Origin of the sequence: Leminorella grimontii (assembly GCF_039789245.1) — a bacterium.
Classification (GTDB): domain Bacteria; phylum Pseudomonadota; class Gammaproteobacteria; order Enterobacterales; family Enterobacteriaceae; genus Leminorella; species Leminorella grimontii.
In genome coordinates this window covers 3,206,885-3,229,930 of sequence record NZ_CP146357.1, presented here as the reverse complement: position 1 = coordinate 3,229,930, position 23,046 = coordinate 3,206,885, and the positions used below count along the sequence as shown (strand labels likewise).

General features: G+C 56.8%; 17 protein-coding genes. 14 read left to right on the top strand and 3 right to left on the bottom strand.

Annotation, left to right across the window (positions count from 1 at the left end; all coding sequences use genetic code 11):
- Positions 1-166: 166 nt before the first annotated feature.
- The 7 genes from V8L73_RS14900 to V8L73_RS14870 all read left to right on the top strand — a co-directional run bounded on the left by V8L73_RS14900 (position 167) and on the right by V8L73_RS14870 (position 7,464).
- A complete protein-coding gene (locus V8L73_RS14900; protein WP_261832602.1) occupies positions 167-1,459 on the top strand; it encodes an MFS transporter in 1,293 nt (430 codons plus the stop codon).
- 30 nt (positions 1,460-1,489) lie between these two features.
- Positions 1,490-2,488: a 4-hydroxythreonine-4-phosphate dehydrogenase PdxA gene (locus tag V8L73_RS14895; RefSeq protein ID WP_261832601.1), complete on the top strand. Its 999-nt coding sequence runs from the start codon at positions 1,490-1,492 to the stop codon at positions 2,486-2,488.
- 30 nt (positions 2,489-2,518) lie between these two features.
- A complete protein-coding gene (locus V8L73_RS14890) occupies positions 2,519-3,517 on the top strand; it encodes a dihydroxyacetone kinase subunit DhaK (RefSeq protein ID WP_081650791.1) in 999 nt (332 codons plus the stop codon).
- Between the two features lies 1 nt (position 3,518).
- Positions 3,519-4,142: a dihydroxyacetone kinase subunit DhaL gene (gene dhaL, locus V8L73_RS14885; RefSeq protein ID WP_245614596.1), complete on the top strand. Its 624-nt coding sequence runs from the start codon at positions 3,519-3,521 to the stop codon at positions 4,140-4,142.
- Between the two features lie 155 nt (positions 4,143-4,297).
- A complete protein-coding gene (locus V8L73_RS14880; protein ID WP_347253356.1) occupies positions 4,298-5,635 on the top strand; it encodes an MFS transporter in 1,338 nt (445 codons plus the stop codon).
- A 24-nt stretch (positions 5,636-5,659) separates the two neighbouring features.
- The gene (locus tag V8L73_RS14875; RefSeq protein ID WP_347253355.1) at positions 5,660-6,625 is read left to right on the top strand and encodes an amidohydrolase family protein; all 966 of its coding nucleotides are present in this window, start codon (positions 5,660-5,662) and stop codon (positions 6,623-6,625) included.
- Positions 6,622-7,464 (top strand): sugar phosphate isomerase/epimerase family protein, encoded by an 843-nt coding sequence (locus V8L73_RS14870; protein WP_347253354.1) that lies wholly within the window; start codon positions 6,622-6,624, stop codon positions 7,462-7,464. Before V8L73_RS14875 ends, V8L73_RS14870 begins: the two co-directional genes overlap by 4 nt.
- A 316-nt stretch (positions 7,465-7,780) precedes the next feature.
- Here the strand turns inward: V8L73_RS14870 and V8L73_RS14865 are convergent, their stop codons facing one another.
- On the bottom strand, positions 7,781-8,563 hold the full coding sequence (locus V8L73_RS14865; RefSeq protein ID WP_027275047.1) for a triose-phosphate isomerase: 783 nt from the start codon (positions 8,561-8,563) through the stop codon (positions 7,781-7,783).
- 256 nt (positions 8,564-8,819) lie between these two features.
- Here V8L73_RS14865 and V8L73_RS14860 point away from each other — a divergent pair, with 256 nt between their 5' ends.
- From V8L73_RS14860 to V8L73_RS14840, 5 genes are all read left to right on the top strand, one after another.
- Positions 8,820-9,065, top strand: a complete 246-nt coding sequence (locus tag V8L73_RS14860; protein WP_261832596.1) for a helix-hairpin-helix domain-containing protein — start codon at positions 8,820-8,822, stop codon at positions 9,063-9,065.
- Positions 9,066-9,096: 31 nt separating this feature from the next.
- Entirely contained in the window at positions 9,097-9,981 is an 885-nt protein-coding gene (locus tag V8L73_RS14855) for a DMT family transporter (protein ID WP_261832595.1), read from the top strand.
- A gap of 115 nt (positions 9,982-10,096) precedes the next feature.
- Positions 10,097-10,918, top strand: coding sequence for a siderophore-interacting protein (locus V8L73_RS14850; protein ID WP_347253353.1), 822 nt, complete (start codon positions 10,097-10,099; stop codon positions 10,916-10,918).
- Positions 10,919-11,059: 141 nt separating this feature from the next.
- A complete protein-coding gene (locus V8L73_RS14845) occupies positions 11,060-13,945 on the top strand; it encodes a DUF2339 domain-containing protein (protein WP_347253352.1) in 2,886 nt (961 codons plus the stop codon).
- 14 nt (positions 13,946-13,959) lie between these two features.
- Entirely contained in the window at positions 13,960-15,381 is a 1,422-nt protein-coding gene (locus V8L73_RS14840; RefSeq protein ID WP_347253351.1) for a DUF3999 domain-containing protein, read from the top strand.
- A 59-nt stretch (positions 15,382-15,440) separates the two neighbouring features.
- Here the strand turns inward: V8L73_RS14840 and V8L73_RS14835 are convergent, their stop codons facing one another.
- Together V8L73_RS14835 and V8L73_RS14830 are read right to left on the bottom strand one after the other, a co-directional pair.
- A complete protein-coding gene (locus V8L73_RS14835) occupies positions 15,441-15,854 on the bottom strand; it encodes a DUF1622 domain-containing protein (protein ID WP_071783390.1) in 414 nt (137 codons plus the stop codon).
- Between the two features lie 162 nt (positions 15,855-16,016).
- A complete protein-coding gene (locus tag V8L73_RS14830) occupies positions 16,017-16,286 on the bottom strand; it encodes a hypothetical protein (protein WP_027275042.1) in 270 nt (89 codons plus the stop codon).
- A 439-nt stretch (positions 16,287-16,725) separates the two neighbouring features.
- Between V8L73_RS14830 and V8L73_RS14825 the strand changes: the two genes are divergently transcribed.
- Positions 16,726-20,211: an autotransporter outer membrane beta-barrel domain-containing protein gene (locus tag V8L73_RS14825; RefSeq protein ID WP_347253350.1), complete on the top strand. Its 3,486-nt coding sequence runs from the start codon at positions 16,726-16,728 to the stop codon at positions 20,209-20,211.
- Between the two features lie 395 nt (positions 20,212-20,606).
- Positions 20,607-23,036, top strand: coding sequence for a DMSO/selenate family reductase complex A subunit (locus tag V8L73_RS14820; protein WP_347253349.1), 2,430 nt, complete (start codon positions 20,607-20,609; stop codon positions 23,034-23,036).
- The last annotated feature ends 10 nt before the right edge of the window (positions 23,037-23,046 follow it).

Here is a 23,046-nt window from a genome sequence, read left to right as displayed (position 1 = left end):
GAACGATAAAACAAAAGCATCTCTCGACGGCGCGTTAATCGTCAAAGCCTGTAGCGCTTGATGAAATTGGAGTATTAACGTTTAAAAGGGAATATTTGACTGCTGCGGATATGCGTAACCAATTGACATTCTTGCCGGCAAACCAGCGCTGGTGCAGGGGACGAAAATGTTACAAATAAAAGCCAGAACCAAGATACTTGCGCTGTTTTGCGCAATGTCATTCCTCATGTACGTAGACCGCGTAAACTTGGCCGCCACCGCGGGTCTGATTAAAGATGAACTGGGCCTTAGCAACACAGAGCTCGGCGTTATTTTCTCTGCGTTTGCCTATACCTATGCCGTTTTTCAAATCATCGGCGGCTGGTTCGTTGACCGTCTGGGAGCACGCCGCATGATCATTTTCTGCGGCGTTATCTGGGTTATTGCTACCGTGTTGACCGGCTTCGTCGGCGGTTTCGTCTCTTTGTTCCTTGCTCGGTTGTTGTTAGGCGTAGGCGAAGGCGCGGCGCTGCCTTCTCAGGCGCGGGCGATCACCTACTGGTTCAAACCGCAGCAGCGTGGCTTCGTGCAGGGCATTACGCACTCATTTTCTCGTTTGGGCAATGCGATTACGCCGCCCATCATCGTTGTATTAGTGGCCTTTTGGTCCTGGCGCGGCGCGTTTATCGGCCTTGGCGTTGTCACGTTCGTCTGGCTGATATCCTGGATCGTATCGTTTAAGGACGACCCGCGCGATCACAGCGGTATGACCGAAGAAGAGCTTGAAGGCGTACCGGTTTATGAGAAGAAGGATCTGAAGGTCAAAGCGGAACCTACACCGTGGGGGCCTCTGTTAAAGCGGATGGGGCCGACGATGGGCGTCTATTTCTGCTACGGCTGGACCAGCTGGCTGTTTTTCACCTGGCTGCCCACCTTCTTTATGCACGGTCGCGACATGGACCTGAAGTCATCGGCGCTGTTTACCGCCGGCGTGTTCCTGTCCGGCGTGGTGGGTAATACGGTCGGCGGCGTAATCAGCGACAAAGTGCTGAAGATGACCGGCAACTTGGTCACTGCGCGCCGCAACATCATTATTTTCAGCTTTATCACCGTACTGCTTCTGCTGATCCCGGTTATTAACACTCATTCTCTGCTCATTATGACGATATGCCTGAGCGTGGCGTTCTTCTGCCTTGAGCTGACCATTGGGCCTATCTGGGCCGTGCCGATGGACATTACGCCGAAATACGTGGGGATCGCCAGCGGCCTGATGAACGCCGGTTCCGCCGTCGCGGGCATTATTTCGCCCATCGTTTTCGGCATCATTATCGACAAAACCGGCAACTGGAGCCTGCCTTTCTACGGTTCCGTCGTGCTGCTTGTTGTAGGCATATTCCTGACTTTCTTCATGCGTCCGGACAAACCGTTGCAGGTGCCGAGTTCTGGACAGGCCTATGTAGGCGCCAGAAAAACAGTCTGATTCGATTTTAACAAAAGGTAGGTAGTGATTATGACGATTCCATCCATTGCATTAGTTCTCGGCGATCCGGCGGGCGTAGGCCCTGAGCTGGTCGCGAAAGTGTTATCCAAAGAAGAGAACCGTAACAAGGCCAATATCGCGATTATTGCCGATCGGGATGAGCTAGAAAAAGGCATGGCGATCGCCGGCCTGCGCTTCCCGTATGAAGAAGCTGACGACATCGCCAAGGTCACCTTCAAGCCGGGCGTACCGGTGCTGTTCCATCATAAAAACAGCCATCCGGCGCCGTTTGAATACGGCGTAGCGACCGAACAGAGCGGCGTTTACATGCTTGAGACGCTGAAAAAGGCAGTGGACATGACCCAGGCCGGCTATACCACCGGGATCTGCTTTGCGCCGCTGAACAAGCAGGCTATGCACAAAGGCGGCCTGAAGTATCGCGACGAGCTGCACTGGTTTGCCGAACTGACCGACTTTAGGGACTTCGCCTGCGAGCTGAACGTGGTGGACGGCATCTGGGCCAGCCGCGTCACGTCCCACATTCCGTTTAAGGACATCGTCGCCAACCTGAGCGTCGACAGCGTGCTTGACTGTATCGAGCTTTTGCAGCGCACGCTGCTTCAGGCCGGCGTGGCCAAGCCGAAGATTGCGGTTCAGGCGCTGAACCCGCACGGCGGAGAAGGCGGCCTGTTCGGCGACGAAGAGATCAAAATCATCAAGCCTGCGATGGAAAAGGCGCGCGAGAAGGGTATCGACGTCTACGGGCCGTTCCCTGCGGATACGACGCTTAAGGCGGTTCAGGACATGAAGCTTGACGGCGTCGTCTCGATGTACCACGACCAGTTCGCCTCAGCCCTGAAGATGCTGGGCTTTGAGCGCGGCGTAACGGTACAGGGCGGTATTCCTATCCCTATTGCAACCGCGAACCACGGTACGGCCTATAACATTTATGGCCAGAACGTGGCGTCGCCGTTGGCGTATGAAAATGCGCTGAACATCACTATCAATATGGCAAAGAACGCCCGCTAAGTGGGGCAAACGTAGAGGACGACTATTTCCATGAGTATAAGAAAACCCAAAAAACTCTTGAACGATCCCCGCGACGTGCCGGAAGAGCAGTTGGACGGCCTGATTGCCGCCTGCCACGGCACAATGAAGCGGGTTGACGGTTTTAGCGCCGTCGTTCGCGATGAGATCCCCGACGGAAAGGTCGTCGTTCTTATCGGCGGCGGCAGCGGCCATGAACCCATGTTTGCCGGCTACGTAGGGCAAGGGCTCGCCGATGCCTCTGCGCTGGGCGAGATCTTCACCTCGCCTTCGCCCGATATCATCATGGCGGGCGTTCAGGCTGCCGAGCGGGGCAAGGGCGTGCTGTTCGTCTACGGCAACTATGCCGGCGACAACATGAACTTTGACATCGCAGCCGAGCTGTTGGAAGAAGAGGGGATCCCATCGCGGACAATCCGCGTCAACGACGACATCGCTATCGCCAAGATGGGCGATCGCCGCGGCGTGGCGGGCGACATGATGGTGCTGAAGATTGCAGGCGCGGCCGCCGAACAGATGAAGAGCCTGGATGAGGTTCATCGTCTGGCGGTCAAGGCCAACGACAACACGCGCTCGATGGGCGTTGCGCTGTCGGCCTGTTCGCTGCCGCTGAACGACGGCTTCAACTTTGAGCTGGCTGACGACGAACTGGAGCTCGGCATGGGCATCCACGGCGAACAGGGCGTACGCCGCCAGAAGATGGCGCGGGCCGACGAGATTGTGGCTGAAATCATCGAGCGCCTCTGCGCCGACCTGCCGTTCGTGGCCGGCGACCGCGTAGCGTTGCTGATAAACAATCTGGGCGGTTCTACGGTGACCGAGCTGCTGATTGCCAACCGCAAGGCCAATGAGATGCTGACCGAAAAGGGCATCATTATTCACGATACGCTGATCGGTAGCTACTGCACGTCTCAGGAAATGTCCGGCTATTCAATTACGCTGTTCAAGCTTGATGACGAACTTCAAGCGCTTTACGACGCACCTTGCCACAGCTTTGCCTGGAGAAAATAACATGATGGACTTAACTACGACCCGCAATCTGATGCGCGCGACGGCGGAAAAGATGGTCGCATCCGAGCCGGAGCTGACTCGTTTGGATCAGGTGATTGGCGACGGCGATCACGGCCTGGGTATGAAGCGCGGCTTTGCCGCCGTCGTGACCCTGCTTGACGGCGACAGCTGCAATCCTGACGACGTCGGCGCGCTGCTGCTGCAAATCGGCACGCGCCTGATGTCCAGCATGGGCGGGGCGTCCGGCGCTATCTTTGGCACCATGTTCCGCGCCGGCGGCAAGGCCGTAGCCGGTGAGCCTGCGCTCACTACGCCGGTGTTGGCGCGCTTTTTGACCGAAGGACTGAATGCGGTCTTCCAGCGCGGCGGCGCTAAAAAAGGCGATAAAACCATGGTTGACGCGCTGACGGCGGCGGTGGAAAAGGCCAACGCGCTGGGCGATATGCCGCTGAACGAAGCGCTGCCGCAGATCGCGGAAGCGGCCAGACAGGGGGCCGATTCAACCAAGGATCAGGTCGCGGTGTTTGGCCGGGCGAAAACGCTGGGTGAGCGTTCACTGGGGCACGTCGATCCAGGCGCGGTATCCATGTCGCTTATCCTGACCTATATGGCGGAAGGCGTTTAGGCGTAAACCTAAAGCGCCGTTTAATTAATCCTATTATATCGAAGTAACCCGAAGAGCCCGATGACGCTGGTCCGAGGGCTCTTATCAACAACAATATTAATAATTGATATCCGTGAAATACGGCACGTTTCGTATTCACGATGATAGGGGACGACATGACAACTCAATCAACGCCTACTGGGCAGCCTACGGCCCAGGGAACGCCTGCATCCCAGTGTTCTACAAACGCAAGGCCCACGCGCGTGCGCTGGACCATATTCGGCATTATTTTTATCTTGGTGGTGATTAACCTTATTGACCGAATCTCGCTTTCCATCGGTATGCCGACCATCGCCAAGGAGTTCAACCTGTCGCCGACCATGCAGGGGCTGATTCTCAGCAGCTTCTTCTGGGCCTATGCGCTGCTGCAGATCCCCGGCGGTTGGCTTATTGATAAATTCGGGCCGCGCAGAATCATCACCGGCTCCACCGTTTTCTGGGGCGTATTCCAGACGCTGGCCGCGTTCTCTACCGGCGGCATTTCGCTGCTGTTCACCCGCATGGCTCTGGGCGCGGCGGAAGCGCCGCTGTTCCCTGCCGGCGGTAAAATGAACTCCCTGTGGCTTTCTTCCGAAGAGCGGGGCCGCGGCGCGGTGCTGATGGACTGCGGCGGGCCGCTGGGCGCGGCGCTGGGCGGGATTATCATCGCCTACATGATAGCTTCGCTGGGGTCGTGGCGTTTGGTGTTCGCCATTGCGGGCGTAGCGACCATCTTACTGGGCTGGCTCGCTTGGTATTACCTGCGCGACAACCCGGCGGAGCACCCGGCGGTGAATCAGGCGGAGCTAGGCCTGATTACGCAAAATCAGGTCGTGAAGAACAGCAGCGCCAAAGAGGACGAAGCGCCGGTTTCCGGGCTTGGCGTACCCTGGCGTTCTCTGATTGCCATTCTGGTTGGACGCGCAGCCTGGGCAATGACCTTCTTTGGCCTGCTGACCTGGGGGCCGAGCTACCTGGCGCAGGCAAGAGGATTTAATTTGCACAGCATCGGTAACGCGACGTTCATCATTTTCATGTGCGGCGTGGTTGGATCGCTGTGCGGCGGTTTCCTGTTTGACATGCTGGTTAAGCGCGGCATGAAGCACATGGCGGCGCTGAAGGGCCTGCTGGCGTTCTCCGGCGTTATCATGCTGATGGCGTTTGCGTCGCTGCCCTATCTGGGAAGCCCGACGGTGGCGGTGGTCATGCTCTCCGTTGCGGCGTTTTTCCTGATGTGGGGCAGCATTTACTGGAGCTTCCCGGCCTTGCTGGCGCCGAAAAGCCGCGTTGGCGTTCTGGGCGGAACGATGAACATGGCGGGCAGCGTTGGCGGCATCGCGGTGCCGATTTTAGTGGGCGTTATTGTCGAAGCGACCGGCGGGTTTAACGGCGTGCTGGTCTTCTTCGCCTGCTGTGCCGGCGTGTACGTCTTGGGAACCTGCCTGATTGGCGCGAAAACGATTAAAAGCGCGTAATCGTGAAGTGAAAGGAGAACGGTAATGAGCACAGAATATTACAACGGCCCTATAGTGGACGCTCACCATCACTTCTGGCAGCCGGCGATTAACCCTCATCCCTGGCTGGCGGACGACGTGATGATTCCCTTCCGCTACGGCGACTACGCGTCCATCAAGCGCGAGTATTTACCGCCGGACTACTTCAAGGATGCCGAAAAGCATAACGTAGTGGAGACGGTCTACATCGACGCAGAGTGGGACCCGAAAGACCCAATGGGCGAAACGGCCTATATTCATACGGTCGCGGAGCGCTTCGGCGTTCCCAACGCGGTGGTGGCGCAGGCTTGGCTGGATGCCGACGATGCGCCCGCCTTGCTGAAGGCGCAGGCGGGCTATCGGCTGGTGCGCAGCGTGCGCCACAAGCCCGGCGGCGCGGCGACCCCGGAGGAGGCGGCTGCCGGGCAGCGGACGCTGATGAGCGACGAGCGCTGGCGAAGAGGGTACGCGGAGCTTGAAAAAAACGGCCTGCACTTTGACCTGCAAACCCCGTGGTGGAACCTGCATGAAGCCAAGCGCCTGGCGCGTGATTTCCCCAATACGCTGATTATTCTCAATCACACCGGGCTGCCGTCAGATCGTTCGCCGGAAGGATTGGCCGGCTGGCATAAGGCGATGGCGGATTTTGCAGAAGTGCCGAATGCGGTGGTGAAGATTTCAGGCATTGGCCTTAAGGGCATACCTTGGAATATTGAGGACAACCGCTGGATTATTAACGAAGCGGTGGCCATTTTCGGCGCCGATCGGGCGATGTTTGCCAGCAACTTCCCGGTAGACAGCCTGTGCGGCAGCTTTGACACCATCTTCTCCGGCTTTAAAGAGGCGGTGGCGAAGCGGCCCTACGACGAACAGCAAAAGCTATTTTGCGACAACGCGCGCCGTTATTATCGTACGGGCAGTCGTACGGGCAGCCGCACGAACGGTGAGACAAACAGTAAGGAATCTTTATGAGTAAGACGCTTACCCAACTGGCGGTGAACACCGCCATGTTTGACGGTCACGATCTGGCGCACGCTTTTGCGGTTATTGCACAGACCGGCTATCGCTATCTGGAGCTGGCCTATAACGAAGGTTACGTCGGCAACCTGAACCCTATGCTGTTTTCTACCGCCAGCGCGAACCGGGTTAAGGAGCTGATGCAGGAGAACGGGCTGTCGACGGTAGCGCTGGGCTGCACCATGAATCTGGCCGGCGCGGATACGGTGGAAAAGTTTCGCCTGCGCATCCGCTTCGCCCACATGCTGGGAGTTCGCTGTCTGAACGCCTGTACCACGCAGCTGCCTGAGCGCGAGCAGATGATTAAGAACCTGAGGCAGATTGCGCCGGAAGCGGCGGACAGCGGCTGCGTTATCTGTCTGGAAAACGGCGGAGACCCCAACTACGACGCGTTCACCAGCGCTGAGGACGGCATTCGTCTGCTGGAAGAGATTGGCCATCCGGCCGTTGCGCTGAACATCGACCCCGGCAACATGCTGTCGCTGGCGCCGGAGCTCGACCCGGTGGAACAGACGCTGGCGATGCTGCCCTATGCGGAGCACTTCCACATCAAAGACGTTGAGATGCGAAACGGCGAGTTCTGGTTCCCGGCGATCGGCGACGGCGTGATTGACTATGGCGCCATCCTCCCGGCGCTGGCCGATCGCGGCATTCCCTGTAGTTTGGAGATCCCGCTTCGCATGCACCGCCAGCCGGACAGCTGGCCGATCCGCAGCGAAGAGCTCGCGCCGCTGGAGGATAGCCGGGCTGTGTTGACGCGGTCTCTGGCGGGGATTCAGAGACTGTTAAGATAGGATGTCATTGGCGTGTAACCTCTCTGCGGTTAGGCTGATGAGCAACACTAACGGCTGATGTTTTACGACTTACAGAGTCAAACAGCGCTTGCGCTGGCCCTTTAGGGGGAAGCCCAAAGGGCTTCATAACGGCCCCTAGGAAGGCTATGCCCGCTGCACACTCAAAGCTAATACAGGCGACCTTCCGGCCGAGCACGATAGTGATATAAGCAAGTTGTATTTTCGGACGGAATATACACGGAAGCTGATTAAAGGTGTTTGTCTATAGTTTAAGCGCGCCGAACTTCCGGCGCGCTTCTCTCTTTTAGCCTCAACCTCAAGCCGTCAAATACCCCTCCGCCAGGCGCAGAATGTTGCAGAAGCCTTCGGCCTGCCATGCGGAACGGCCGATAAACAGGCCGTCAATGTCCTGACAGGCCAGCAGGGGGACGGCATTTTCCGGATTGACGCTGCCGCCGTACAGCAGAGGAATGCGCTCGGCGGTTTCCGCGCCGTAGATTTCAACCAGCGCAACCCTCAGGCGACGGTGCACCGCCTGAGCCTGCTCGGGCGTAGCCGGCGTGCCGCCTTCGCCGATGGCCCAAATGGGCTCATAGGCAATAATAACCTGCTCCGCCTGCATCGGCGTGACGCCAAACAGCGCGGCCTTCATCTGCTTGACGACCGTCTCCGCCGACGCGCCCCAGGCGACGTCCTGTGCGCTGTCGCCGATGCAGATAAGCGGGCGGAGCCCGTGTCGGAGCGCTGCGCTCGCCTTCTTTTGCACCGTCAGATCGGTTTCGCCGAAGAACTCCCTGCGCTCCGAGTGGCCCATTTCCACCAGCAGCGCGCCGGTATCCTTGACCATCAGCGGAGATATCTCTCCGGTAAACGCGCCGCGGTCTTCGTAGTGCATGTTCTGTACGCCGGTCAGGCAGCGGACGCTGTTGGTCGCCATATAGGTCGACACGTCGCGTACGCAGGTGAACGGAGGAATAATAAAGGGCTGAATACGCTCTGACAGCGTGGGGATAAAGGTCTCCAGCGTTTGGCAGAATGCCATCGCCTCAGCCAGCGTTTTGTTCATTTTCCAACTGGTGCCGATAAGCGTCTTTTTCATTACTTTCCTCTGGAAGTGAGTATAGGCCGGTCTGCGCCCGCGTGAGTAATATTGTTCATATGATATAATATTGAACAATTGTCAGTTAAGGAAAACTTTTGATGTAACTCACGAAAATGGCAGAAAGGCATCGGCGCTATCGTCACGGACGTTAAGCGTTATTACCGGGGCAACCCCTTGCTTTATCGCCCAGATGGCTTAAGCTTTCTGGCTTCAAGCCTGTCTTCTATGACCGTGGCCTTATATGGAGGGCGCGATGTTTTCCGAACAAGAGAAGTCTCTCATGCTGGCGGTAAAGGGCGTTGGCCCTACGGTGATTTCGCGCCTGGAACAAATCGGTTTTTCTTCTCTGTCGCAGTTGGCCGCGGCCGAAACGGAGCAGGTGACTAAACAGATTGCCCAAATGATGGGCTCAACCTGCTGGCACAACAGCCCGCAGGCGCGGGCCGCCGTTGAGGGCGTTATAGAGCTGGCCAGGCGCGAGGGAGAAGCTTCGCGCTAGTTCGTCTTCCTTTTTAAATGGATGTCTTCCCTTGAAGCTTAACTTTCCCGCGCTTATCGCTCTGGTCTGCCTGACCTGTATTTGGAGCTACGGATGGATAGTCATGAAGTCCGTGCTGCCGTACGCCGGCGCGTTTGACTTCGCGGCCATGCGCTGCACGCTCGGCGCCGCCTTGCTTTTGCTGGTGCTTAAGGTTCGTAACCGCGGCATGAAGCCGCCGCCGCTGCTGCCGACGTTTATCCTCGGCCTGCTGCAAACGGCCGGTATGGTGGGCTTTTCGCAGTGGGCGCTGGTGAGCGGCGGCGCGGGGAAGGTGGCCATTTTGACCTATACCATGCCCTTTTGGGTGATCCTGCTGGCGGCGCTGTTCTTAAAAGAGCGATTGAGAAAGCTGCAGTATCTGGCGACCGGCATTGCGGTTTGCGGCATGGTGCTGATACTCCAGCCCTGGAGGATGAACAGCGGCATCGTCGGCTCTTTATTAGCCTTGTGCTCCGGCCTGCTGTGGGGCGCGAGCGTTATCTACGCCAAGCGCCTGTACCTGCGCTATCAGACCGACCTGCTGTCGCTGACGACCTGGCAGATGGTGTGGGGCTCCTTAGTGCTTACCGCTATCGCTCTGGCGACGCACGGCAGACCGATCGAGTGGCACCCCTACCTGTGGGGCGGCCTGCTGTATAACGCCGTGCTGGGAACGGCCGTTGCCTGGGCGCTGTGGATGTTTATTTTAAAAAACCTCCCCGCGTCGGTTGCGGGTATGGGATCGCTGGCGGTGCCAATTTGCGGCGCGCTGCTGTCCTGGGGGCTTTTGGGCGAGCGCCCAAACCAGTTTGAAGCGGCGGGCATCCTCTGCGTTATTTTGGCGCTGGTTATCGTCAGCCTGCCGGTAGGAAAAGGGACAAAAACCGCTTCTTAGCAACGGTGCTCGGCTGCGCTGTGCGGCCTTTTCCGTTTTCTCGTTTGCAAATGATAATGATTATTAATTATCATGGCGTTTCACTGACGATTTATGAACAGAGAGACGCCACGCCATGTCATCCCGCCCAATCAACTCATGCCCGCCCAAGCGCGCGGAAGGCCAGCGCGAGCTGTGCGTTATTGACGCCTATGCGCTTAACGACGGTTTCCGTCGGGTTATTCTCGGCGGCGCTGAGCTAGAGACGCTGACCGTAGACCGTTCGATTATCGGCCCCCACCTCAAGCTGATTATTCCACCCAAAGACGCTGCCTATCTGCTTTGGCCTGAGTTTGACCCCAAGCTCGGGCGGCTCGTTTGGCCTGAAGGGGAGCGCCCCACGGTTCGTACCTATAGCCTGCGCCATTACGATAAAGAAAATCAGCGGCTGACTATCGATTTGGTCAGCCACGAAGGCGGCGTCGCCTCAGACTGGGCAAGGTGCGCCAAAGCCGGAGATAAAATCGGCATTTGGGGGCCGGGCGGCCGTATAGCCTATCGTGGCCAGTGGACGCTCTTCGTTGCGGACCGCTCGGCGCTGCCCGCGGTAGCCTATTCGCTGGAAGAGGTGCTGCCAAGAGATGCCAAGGGCAAGGCGGTGATTGAGGTGGCGGGTGAAAGCGAAATTATGGCGCTGAATTCTCCCAAGGGCATAGAGGTGGTTTGGCTTATTCGACGCGACGGGGATGAGAGCGCGCTAATTGACGCCGCCGCGTCGACGGCGTTTCCTGCGGGCGCTGAGCCCTTGGTTTGGGGCGGTATGGAGTGCTCTTCGGCAAAGGCGCTTCGCCGTAGCCTGATTGATAAAGGCGAGCTGGCCCGCGACCAAATTTATCTGGTGAACTACTGGCGGGAAGGCGTACCCGAGGGTGGATTTAGCCATACGGGCGAAGATTAAGCCGCTTTACGTTAACTGTGCCATTTTATAAATACTTACAATTCTAGAGGTGGGCGCATAAGCAAATATGCTCAAACGCCGGTAGACGCGATGGGGGTTTCCTGTAACACTGAATTTCTCTTAGATTCAGGATAACGCCCTATGGATGGATTAGTTCTTCTTGGTTTACTCATCGTATTGGCGATTCTAGGCGCGCCAATCATGGCGCTTATTGCCTTAAGTCGGGGCCGCCAAGCGCTGGATGAGGTTAGCCGACTGAAGAAACAGGTAGACGCGCTAAATAAAACGCTGGCGTCGCTTACGGCAGGCGATGCCGCTACGCCTAAAGCCGCACCGCGGGCGGTTGAGCAGGCGAGTGAAAGCACCGCTTCTCCATCTCCAGCGCCGGTTATTGAAACAGTTGAAACCGAAGCGCCGCCTGTACTCGTTTCTGTCTTGGAGCCCATTGCCGCCCGCGTCGCAAAGCAGGACGTCGTTGAGAGCGTATCGACCAAGGCTTCGACATCGACGGAAACCTTGGCAAAGCCGATGGCGAAGGCTGAGCCGGTCGTTAAACCTGTACCAAAAGTTGATGTTCATTCAGAATCTGGCTCGCCAAAGCCCGCGTCAGCACGCGCATCTGGCGACGTTAAGCCTCAGGCTCCCGATCCCTTCAGCTCCGCTATTCACTGGCTGTTTAAAGAGAACCCGGTAGCGAAGCTGGGCATTTTGCTGCTGTTTTTCGGCATCGCCTATTTGCTGAAATATACCATCGAGCGGGACATGTTCCCCATTGAGCTTCGCTTAGCCAGCGCGGCGCTGGTGAGCGTAGTGTTGCTTGGGCTAGGCTGGCGCCTGCGCCACAAGCAGGCGCTTTATGCGCTGATTTTGCAGGGGGGCGCCATCGGGGCGCTTTATATCACCACTTTTGCCGCCTTCCGGCTATACGCTCTCGTCCCTCACACCTTCGCCTTTGGGCTGATGCTGGTCATCTGCGCCGCCAGCGTAGCGTTGGCCGTGCTGCAGCGGGCGCTAAGTTTGGCGATGCTTGCCAGCATCGGCGGCTATCTGGCGCCGGTGCTGCTGTCTACCGGCGGCGGCAGCCACGTGGCGCTGTTCTCTTACTATCTGCTGATTTCCTGCGGCATTCTGGCTATCAGCCTCTGGCAGTCGTGGCGAGCGCTCAACCTGGTCGGATTCGCCTTTACCTTCGGCGTCGCGGGCCTGTGGGGCGCAGAATACTATCGTCCCGAGTACTACGTCTCCTGTCAGCTATTTCTGATAGCGAACCTTGTCCTGTTCAGCCTGCTGGCCGAACTGTTTGCAATGAAGCATCGCCTCAAGCAGCATATGGCCGTCGATGCGCCGCTGGTCTTCGGCCCGCCGCTGGTAGGGTTCGCGATGCAGTATGCGATGACCGAACACTGGGCGTTTGGCGCGGCGTTTTCAGCGCTTGGCTTCGGACTGCTTTATCTCGTCGTCGCGTGGTGGACGCTCAAGCGCTTCCCCGAAGAGGGAAAGCGCATTGCTATCGGCTATCTGGCGCTGGGCGGCGGCTTCGTCACGCTGGCTATCCCCTTGGCGCTGTCAGCGCAGTGGACGGCGCTGGCCTGGTCGTTGGAAGGGGTTGCCATCCTGTGGTGCGGCCTGTTGCAAAGGCAGAGAGGGCTGACGTTCAGCGGCACCGGGCTTGTGGCGTTGGGTTTGATATCCCAGTGTACCGCTTATATGGACGCTCCTTTTGGCGGCATTTCTCTGCTGCTGGGGCTGGCTATTGTGTCCTTAAGCCTGCTGGTATCCGCGGGGCTTTGGCGACGCTACCGGCCTGAGACGATGCCGTGGAAACCGATTAGCCTTTCTATGCTGGCCGTCGGCATTCTTGTTTGGTGCTGGTGGCTCTTCGAGCTGTCGATTTATGTTTATGGCTACGATTACGCCTACGACTACCTGTTTATCTCCATGCGCCCACTGGCTTATCTGCTGGGCTTTAGCCTGTCGGTACTGGTCTGGCGCTGGGCCGGGCGCAGGTTTGACTGGCCGGAGCTGCGTCAGGCCGCCTGGCTGCTGTGGCCGATAGCCGGGATTGCGTTGGCATTGCAGCTGTCCTATGACCCCCACCCGCTAGCCGCGGGATTCTGGAACCTGTGCTGGGCGGCGGCGATTGTCGTCATGGGCTGGCTGCTCAAGCGCGACGCTCCGACTTTACTCCCTTCCATGCTGGAAAAGGGGGGGCATTTGACGCTGTTCTGGCTGGTGCTGGCGCTCGTCGGCTGTGAAGCGTTCTGGCAAATTGACGGGCTTGCCTGGGGGATGGACGAATGGCGCTTTGGCCTGCGGGTTATCGCGCTTTCTCTGCCGACTCTGGCGCTGTGGTGGCTTTCTCGCCGCGGGCTGTGGCCGATAAAAGCCTTCGGCGAAGTTTATTGGCTCGGCGTTTCTCCTCTGGCGCTGGGAATGCTGGTGCTGTTGGCGTGCGGTAACTTTATGGACGGCCAACTGCCGTTCTGGCGCTATCTGCCGCTGTTTAACCCGTTGGAAGAGGCCGCGTGGCTTGGGATCGTTGCGGCCTATATCTGGATGAAGGCTTTGACGTCCCGTATGAGTGAGATTGCGCCTCTGGCCGGCTGGAGCGGGAAAAGGGAGCAAATAAGCCAAACGGCATCGTGGATCGCAGGCGGCTTAGCCGTCTGGTGGATTAACGGCATGCTCCTGCGGGCGCTGTCTTACTATGCGCAGGTTGCCTGGTGGCCTGATACGCTGTGGGGTTCCCGCCTGATTCAGGCGACGTTCGCCATCATCTGGACGCTGGTGGCGTTGGTAGGGATGGTTTACGCCGCACGCAGCGCCAGTCGCCCGCTGTGGTTCTCCGGCGCGGGCGTGCTGGGCGTTGTTATTGTTAAACTCTTCCTGGTGGACAGCGCGCAGGGCGGCGGACTGGCTCGGGCGATCGCCTTCCTGGGTGTCGCCGGGCTGCTGCTGGTCGTCGGTTATTTTTCACCGTTGCCGCCTCGCCAAACGGCGAAGCGGGAGCAGACTCAGACATCATGAAAGCGTGGCTAAAAATGAAAGCAGTTAAATATGGATTATGGGCCGCAGCCGTCGGGCTGCTGGCGACGCTGCCGGCAAGCGCCGAAGAGCCAGCGCTGACGCCACAGGATTTTTATCAGGGCGCACAGCTTTCCACCCCGGCGTCGGCGCCGTTTTATCGCCTGTCGCTGCCGGACAGGGTTTATTCCGAAACGGCCTGGAGCGATCTTCGCGACGTTCGGGTGTTTAACCATACCGGGCAGGCGGTAACGTTTACGCTGGAGCCGCTGTCCTTGGAGAAGACGGAACGCTATGAGCTGTCGCTGAAGGTATTCCCTCTACAGGCGACAGCGAATAAGGCCAATGAAAACGGCAGCGAGGGTAAAGTGGTCCTGAAGTCTGCCGACGGTATTGAAGTTACTCTCCACCCCGGCGCAGAACAGCGGGCAATGGGCGTAACCTATCTGCTGAAAGCCGACGGCGCGCAGCCGCCGAGAGAGGGGGATGGCTTTGAGCAGATTACGCTCGACTGGAATAAGTCTGCCGCTAACTGGCAGGCCAAGGTTTCCGTTTATGGCAGTCGGGATCTGAAAAACTGGAGGCCTAGGGCGACCGATGCGCCGCTGATGGACTTGCTGTCCGGCGACGATCGCCTGCTCCTCAACCATATCGATATTGATAACAACTACAGCAGCCGAGACGATCGCTACTGGCTGGTGGTGGTGAACGCAGAAGGTCAAAACGCGCTGCCGACCCTTAATAAAGCGCAGGCCGTTTCGGTCATTAAGCACTCGGACGCTCAGACGTTAGACGTGCCGTTTGGCGTTGAGAAGGCGTCAAAAAACGAAGTGGTGTATCAGCTCAAGCACCCGCAGCCGCTGTCGACGCTGTCCGTGGTCCCCGCGCAAAACAATACCGTTTTGCCGGTCAGCATTGAGTATCGTTCTACCGCAGAAGGGGAATGGCGTCCTTTGGCGCATGCGGCGATTTATCGCCTTGAAAGTGCTGACGGCTATCGGATTTCCGATTCGCTGCCGCTCAATAAAATGATGGTGCAGAGCGTTCGCATTAAGGCCGTCAGCGGAAGCTGGGGCGAAGCGCCTCCGGAAGTGAAGGGCGAACGCGAGCGCGTTGAGGTTATTTTTAACGCCCAGGGCAATCCTCCCTATCTCTTGACCTGGGGCGCTAAAATTGCGCCGTCCGCATCAGTGGAGATAGGAACCCTGATCCCCTATACGGTCATGCCGAAAAGCGGAATCGAGAGTCTGTACACAGCCGAAGTCGGACCAACCGTGACGCTGGGCGGCGAATCGCGACTGACGGCGGAGTCTGCCGCCGAGGCGTCTGCTCGCTGGCAAACCTGGCTGCTGTGGGGACTGCTGATTGCCGGCGTCGCCGGCCTGGGAGTGATTACGCTGAAGCTTGTTCGCGAGGCCACGGGGAAGCGGCGAGATTAGCGCGGCTGGGACGAAAAAAGGGCGGTATCACCGCCCTTTGCTATTTATAAGATAAAGCATCAGTGTGCGTGTTTGGTTTCTTCGCGCCCGATTTCGACGTTCAGCTTTTCCTGAACGGCCTCTTTTTCAACTACGGGGGCTGGCTGAGCCTGTGCGACTAAGTCGGCAATTTCCCGATTGAGGAAAAACGAGAGCAGCAGGCGAATGGCGACGATAGAGCCCAAAACGATAAGTGCGCTGTAGGAAGGTTCAAGGATAGCCTTCAAAATCAGCGCGGCAATGAGTATTTCCAACCCGAGCAGCAGATAAGAACCCAACGTTGCGCGAATCGGTCTGAGATCGTTAATCGCGCCGCTGTGGGACTTAAGTTCATTGCGAATGAAAGCGACGATGGAGACAATTGCGCCATAGGCGATGATGAAAATGCTGACAATACTAATAATATCAGCAAGAAGCTGTAGAATATTTCCCATTGTGGTTCCCTTTCTCTGATGAAAAATCAAGTTTCAACACGCTCTCCTTGAGCATAGACTAGCATCGCACGAATGCACGTCGGCGTATACCTGTTATTGTTTACGGGTATGTATGGAAAGCCTTAGCGCATTGATAATGTTTCTTTTGGGATTCTCTTTTCTTTAAATAACAATGGTTAACATAAACAGCCTGTCTTTCATGACCTCTTCCGGCGCCGTGATGACCTTGATATCCATAATCTTGAGCATGTAGCCGGGCGACAGGGTCAGGTGGGGAGAATGGCGGTTCTGATAATGAAGCTTAAACAGCTCGTGCATATCGTCCTTTCTCATTACGATAAGCATCCTGTCGTTGGGAAGGCGGCCATACTGTAGAAAGAGGGTCTCTTTTTTACGCTTTATTCCGTCTATGAGCTGTTCAAACTGAAACATGGCGCCCTCCGGCAAAGGCTTGGGGATATCTTTATTTTTAGGTTATTTGGCGCTTACTGGCAACCGACGAGTTGAACGACAGGCATAATTTATTGCTTTACGGACTAGCCTTTTATTTATGCTCTTCTGATTAAATACATTATTGTTATTTATAACAACCGTTATTATTCTTTATAAATTTTTATTTAACATGTTTTTGTTGTTTGTTTTATATATTTTATTTTATTGAATTTAATTTATATTTCTAATTGTTATAACGCTTTTGTTCTATTTTTAATCACCAGGGTGTTTGAGTATTTGTTTTATTTTAATGAGTTGTTTAATATCTTGGTGTTGATTATATTCTTATTGAATTATGGATGATTCATATACTCCTACGGAAAGGGGGATTTTGTCATTCCATAATTCAAAGTGTTGTTGAACCGTATGGAATGCCGCTTTGAATCGTATCTATAATATTGTTTGGAATCATGCCGTTGGCTGGACTGTCACCTCCGAGTTCGGCCGTGGTAGAAAGAAATCCTCATCCCCTCGTCGTCGACTGGCGCTTGCCGGTTTGGCCATCGTTTCTAGCTTCGCCGTGCCTGGCGTCTACGCGGTGGACTACACTTCCCCGTTCTTAGCCTCCGCGGGCGAGCATAAAATTCTACAGCCTGGCGATACGGTTACCGTAAGCGGACTTTCTAATAGCGGCGCCGTCGTCGCATCAGGAAGTCATGCGCAGGTCAGCGCCAACGGCGCCACGATTACGGTTACCGGTGACTCTACCTACGGTGGATTCGTTGAGAACGGCGGCGCGCTGGACTTCGTCGATACTGACATTACCGCGCAGGGTTACGGTATTTTCGGTGACGGCGGCAGCGTGACGTTAACCGACGGCGTTATCGTATCTACGGGAGGCGCGGCTTCCGGCAGCGGCGGCGTCGCTATAAAAAACGGCGACATGACGCTCAGCGGCACGAAAATAGTGACCGAAGGCGCGTGGAGCGAAGGCGTGTTTGGCGCAGCGTCCAGCCTGGATATCAGCAACGCCGACGTACAGACGTTGGGCGACTACTCCGTGGCGATTAGCGTTGCCGCCGGCAGCTCTGCAAGCGTGAAAAACTCCACGATAAAAACGCAGGGGCTCGCCGCTTTTGGTTTGGCGATGTTCGGCAATAGCCTGACGGTAACTGACACGGAAATCTCGACGCAAGGCGACGCCGCCGCAGGCCTGTATGCTTATTTAGGGCATATGGATATGAACGGTGGAAAAATCACGACCACCGGCAAAGGTGCGCACGGGGCGCTGATAGAACAAGGCGCGTCGGTCACGCTAACCAACGTGAACATCGGCGTCTCGGGAGAGGATGCACAGGGCGTGCTGGTTAACGGCAGCACTGACGTTGAGCTTAATAACGTTACTATCACCAGCGGCGCATCGGCGTCTTCCGTTAACGATCGCACCAGCGGCGTCTTGGTTAAAGGGAACGGTGCGTCGGTAAAAGTGACCGATAGCCATATCATCATGGATGCCTTGCTCGCCGACGGCGTGCGGGCAGAAGAGAACGCAACCGCAACGATAGCCGGTGGCTCGATAACGTCTCAGTCAGGAAACCTGGTTGCACTGCATGCAAAAGGAGACGGCGCGCAGATTGACGCCTCCGGGCTGATGATTAAGCTGGACGGCGATTCCGCCAACGGCGTGGTGACGTCTGGGGCAAGCAAAGTGACGCTTGATGGAGTAACCATAAGCGCTACGGGCAAGACGGCTTATGGTATTCACGTCGGTACTTCGATATCAAGCGCCGTCTTTTCTCCCAATGGCGTCGTTGAGGCGAACGATACCACTATCCATATGACCGGCCAGGGGAGCTACGGAGCGCTGGTAAGAGACGGCTCCTCAGCTCTGTTGACCGGGAGTCGTATTACCATGGAGGGAGATTCAGCCACTGGCGTGATGCTTCAGTCCTATGGAACCTCAGGGGCAGAAAACTATGACGGCCCTCGAATCAGCATTAAGCAAAGTTCGATCGTAACGAAAGGCAACGACAGCTACGGTACGTTTTCGTCAACGCTCGGCGGCTTGAATGAAACCGTGCTGAATTTGGAGACCGTATCCATTGATACCGAAGGGAGCGGCTCCCATGGATTAACCACCATCGGTGATAATAATCGGGTCGAGGGCGACGGCGTGTTTATCCACGCGAAGGGAGAGTATGCGTCGGGCGTAGTCCAAATGATGGAGAACGGCGACAGCGGCGGTATTAGCCTGAAAAACAGTCGCATCATGAGCGACAAGTTTGATGCAATAACGATTTATGCCTCCCAAAACGGCGAAATTGCGCTTATCGGCAGCGAAGTCAGCGTCGGTACGGGCTCTGTTCTCAACGTTGACGGTGCGTCCAACGCTCGCCTGCTGGCCGATTCTTCCGTTTTGAACGGCAATATCTCCGTGACGGACGGCAGCCAGCTTGACGCCACCCTGAGTAACGGCACGCGTTGGAACGGCGCGACGCAGAGCGACTTTGCGCTGACGATGAACGACAGCCGCTGGGTGATGCAAGAAGATTCTCTCATCGGCAGCCTGACGGCAAACTCGTCTACGATTGCGTTCGATGCGCCCGCTGCCGGCGCGTTTAAAACGTTGACGATGGGGGCGCTTGCGGGCAGCGGCGCTACCTTTGTGCTGAATGCCGTACTGAATGACGGCGATGCAAATAGCCAAAGCGACAGGGTGCATATTACCGGCGACGCCAGCGGGAACCACACGCTGGTTATCAACAACGCCGGCGGGCTGGGCGCGTTGACGACCGGTGACGGCATTCAGGTGGTGCAAATTGACGGCGGTTCGACCGGCGGCTTCACGCTCGGCAACACGGTAAGCGCAGGCGCCTATCAGTACCTTTTGTATCAGGGCGGCTCAGTCGATGATAACGACTGGTATCTGCGCTCTTACCTCGACGTAACGCCGCCGACGCCGGATCCCGATCCGAACGTAACGGAGCCTAAGCCAAAGCCGCAAATTTTGTATCGTCCGGAAGTCGCAGGCTACGCGGTCGCGCCGTATCTGAACCAACAGTATGGGTTTGATACGGTAGGCACGTTCCACGAGCGTCGCGGCGACAGCGTCGTACGGCGAAAAGACGGCGCCTGGGGGCGCATCAGCGGCCAGCACGTTGAGAATGAGTCAGGCCGCTTTGGCTACAAAACCGATACCTGGTTTGCTCAACTTGGCGCCGACGTCTATGAGAGCGTCAGCGCTTCTGGAGTACGAACCGTCGGCGGCGTGATGATGACGCTGGGCCACCAGCGCACCGACGCGCGCGACAGCGTGCGCCGACTCTCTTCCGAGCTGTCGGCCCATACCGGGAAGGTTGACAGCAACGGATACGGGCTTGGCGCTTACTACTCGATGTCGATGGAAAACGGGGCATACCTCGACCTGACGGGGCAGGGTACCTATTATCGCAACGACTACAGCAGCGATCGTAATGCGAAACAAAACGGCTACGGCGCAGTGGCTTCTATTGAAGCAGGTCATGCATTTGCGCTCGGCAACGGCTGGAGCGTGGAGCCACAGGCGCAGTTGATGTATCAGTATTTAAATCTGGACGGGTTTAGCGATGACGTAAGCAGCGTCAGTGGCGTAGCCGAAAACAGCGCGCGAGCGCGCGGCGGGCTTCGTATCGTTAAGGAAATGCAGGGCGTTAAGCCCTACGTCACGATGGACGTGGTGCATAACCTGACCGATTCGCCAGACGTTCGCGTCGCCGATGTCAAAATGAAAACCGACTTTACCGAAACCTGGTGGCGCATCGGTACCGGCGTCAGCGCAGATTTATCGGACCGCGTTTCCGTATACGGCGACGTGAAGTATCAAAAAGATGCCTCTTCCGACGTTGACGGCTATGGCGGCTCTCTGGGGATAAAAATTCAGTTCTAGTCGCTTTTTTATTCAGTAGCTAAAAAGGCCTCGGCCCCTGTATCACAGCGGTCGGGGCCTTTTTCTCTCTTAGTGAATAAATATGATGATTGGCGATTATGCCGCCGTGATAAGAAAAAACGACAATTAGACGCAAAAGAGCAACTTATTGCGCCTATTTTCCGCTTGAAAAAGTGCTTTCTGGAAAGAGTGGTTTTTTGTAACTTCATATAATTAATGGGAATTGATGGAAATTATGCGGCACAGCGGTTCAGATTAAGAAACTACAAGCGATATACCCCTTTTGGTTGATGTAGATCAGTATGGTAGTTCAAACTACAAAGGTATTATTAAGGTTAATATAAAAAATAAAAGTCTTTATATTTCTTAATGTTATTACCATGAGGGTAATGTCGATGAGCAAAAACAAGTATGTTCACCCCGGTGAGGTGACGCGGCGCGGCTTTCTCAAAGCCTCTGCGGCAGCAAGCGGTGCGGCGGCGGTTGCAGGATCGATAACGCTGCCGTTTGCAGTAAATGCACAGCCTGCGCCGGACGCTGCCGGGGCGCAGTCCGATGAAAAGATCAAATACAGCGCCTGTCTGGTGAACTGCGGCAGCCGCTGTCCGCTGAAGGTTCACGTTAAAGACGGTGTGATTGTCAAAGTCGCCTCTGAAACTACGTTTGACGACGCCAAGTTCGGCGAACACCACATTCGCCCCTGCCTGCGCGGGCGCTCCATCCGCTGGAAAACCTACAACCCCGATCGCGTCAAATATCCGATGCTGCGTACCGGCAAGCGCGGAGAAGGCAAGTTCAAGCGCATCAGCTGGGACGAAGCCACCACGCTTTTGGCCGAGAAATTAAAGTACACCGTTGAGAAATACGGCAACGAAGCTATCTACTATCAGTATGGCTCCGGCTCTACCGGCGCCAACCTGCAGGGACGTAACGCCTGTAAGCGCCTGCTGAACCTGTACGGCGGCTTCCTGGAGCAGCACGGCACCTACTCTACGGCGCAGATTAACCACATCTTCCCCTACGTCTACGGCGGCGCGCCCGAAAGCCTGCTGTCGGAAATCAAAAACTCCGATCTGGTAGTGATGTTCGGCCACAACCTGGGGGAAACCCGCATGTCGGGCGGCGGCCAGTTTTATGAAACGCTGAACGCCTTAAAGCAGAGCAACGCCCGCGTGATTATTATCGATCCGCGCAGAACCGACAGCGTTACCACCCTTGACGCCGAGTGGATACCTATCCGCCCCGGCACCGACGGCGCGCTGGTGGCGGGCATCGGCTATACCCTGATTCAGGAAGGGCTGGCCGACGAAGCGTTTTTGAAGGAATACTGCATCGGCTGGGACGAAACGACGCTGCCGGCGTCTGCGCCGAAGAACGCCTCCTATAAAGACTACCTGCTGGGCAACGGGCCGGACGGCGTAGCCAAGACGCCCGAGTGGGCAAGCGGCATCACTGGCATTTCAGCGGTTCGCATCAAGCAGCTGGCGCGGGAAATCGCCACCGCCAGGGCGGCCTGGATTTCTCAGGGCTGGGGCTTACAGCGTACGGCAAACGGCGAACAGGCTTCCCGAGCCGTCATGATGGTGCCGATTATGACCGGTCAGATCGGTCGTCCGGGAACTAACACCGGCGGCTGGGGCGGCAACGTGAAGTACAGCGTGCCGGGCTTTAGCATCCCCAACCCGGTGAAAACCGTGATCCCCTGCTTTATGTGGACCGATGCGATCGCTCGCCCAACGGAGATGACGGCCAAGAATGCCCACGTTAAGGGCAAAGATCGGCTCGAGGTCGGCATCAAATTCCTGTGGAACTATGCGGGCAACGTGCCGATGAACCAGCACTCTGACCTGAATAAGACCCACAAAATCCTGCAGGATGAATCCCTGTGTGAATTTATTCTGGTGTGGGAAAACCACATGACGGCGACCGCCAAGTACGCCGATCTGCTGCTGCCGGACGTCACCTACGTCGAGTCCAACGATTTGATCGACAACTCCTATGCCAGCGGCGCATACCACTACTTCACCCGCATGCAAAACACCATCGAACCGCTGTGGGAGTGCCGTCAGTCCTATGACGTGTTGGCCGAAGTGGCGGAGAAGCTGGGCATCCGCGACAAGTTTACCGAAGGGCGCACTCACGAGCAGTGGATTGAGTACTGCTACAACAAAATGCGCGAGAAGAACCCGTCGCTGCCGACCTTTGCCGAAACCAACGACAGGGGCGTTATCGACAGAGCGCTGGCGGACAGCAGCAAGTTCATCGCGCTGAAGGATTTCCGCGACGATCCTCAGGCCAATCCGTTGAAAACGCCGTCGGGCAAGATAGAAATCTACTCCGAGCGCTTGGCTGAAATCGCTGCGACCTGGGAGCTGCCGGAAGGCGACCGCATCCCGGCGGTGCCTGAGTATTGCGAAACCTATGAGGGCGTTAGCGATAAAGAGAAGCAGAAGACCTATCCGCTGCAGATGACCGGCTTCCATGACAAGGGCCACGCGCACTCGACCTACTATTCGGTGGCGATGCTGCGCGAGGCGGTGCCGCACATGGCATGGATCAACCCAATCGACGCTGAAGCGCGCGGGCTGAAGCACGGCGACATGGTGGAAATTTTCAACGATCGCGGCCGCATCCGCATTGCGGCTAAAGTCACGCAGCGCGTTTTACCGGGCGTCGTCGCCGTTCCTCAGGGAGCGTGGCGCGACGTGAATGAGCAGGGGCTGGACGTCGGGGGCTGTATTAACACCCTGACTACGCAGCGGCCGTCGCCTCTGGCGAAGGGCAACCCGCAGCACACCAACCTGGTTGAAGTAAAGCTGGCGTAAGGAGATCGTG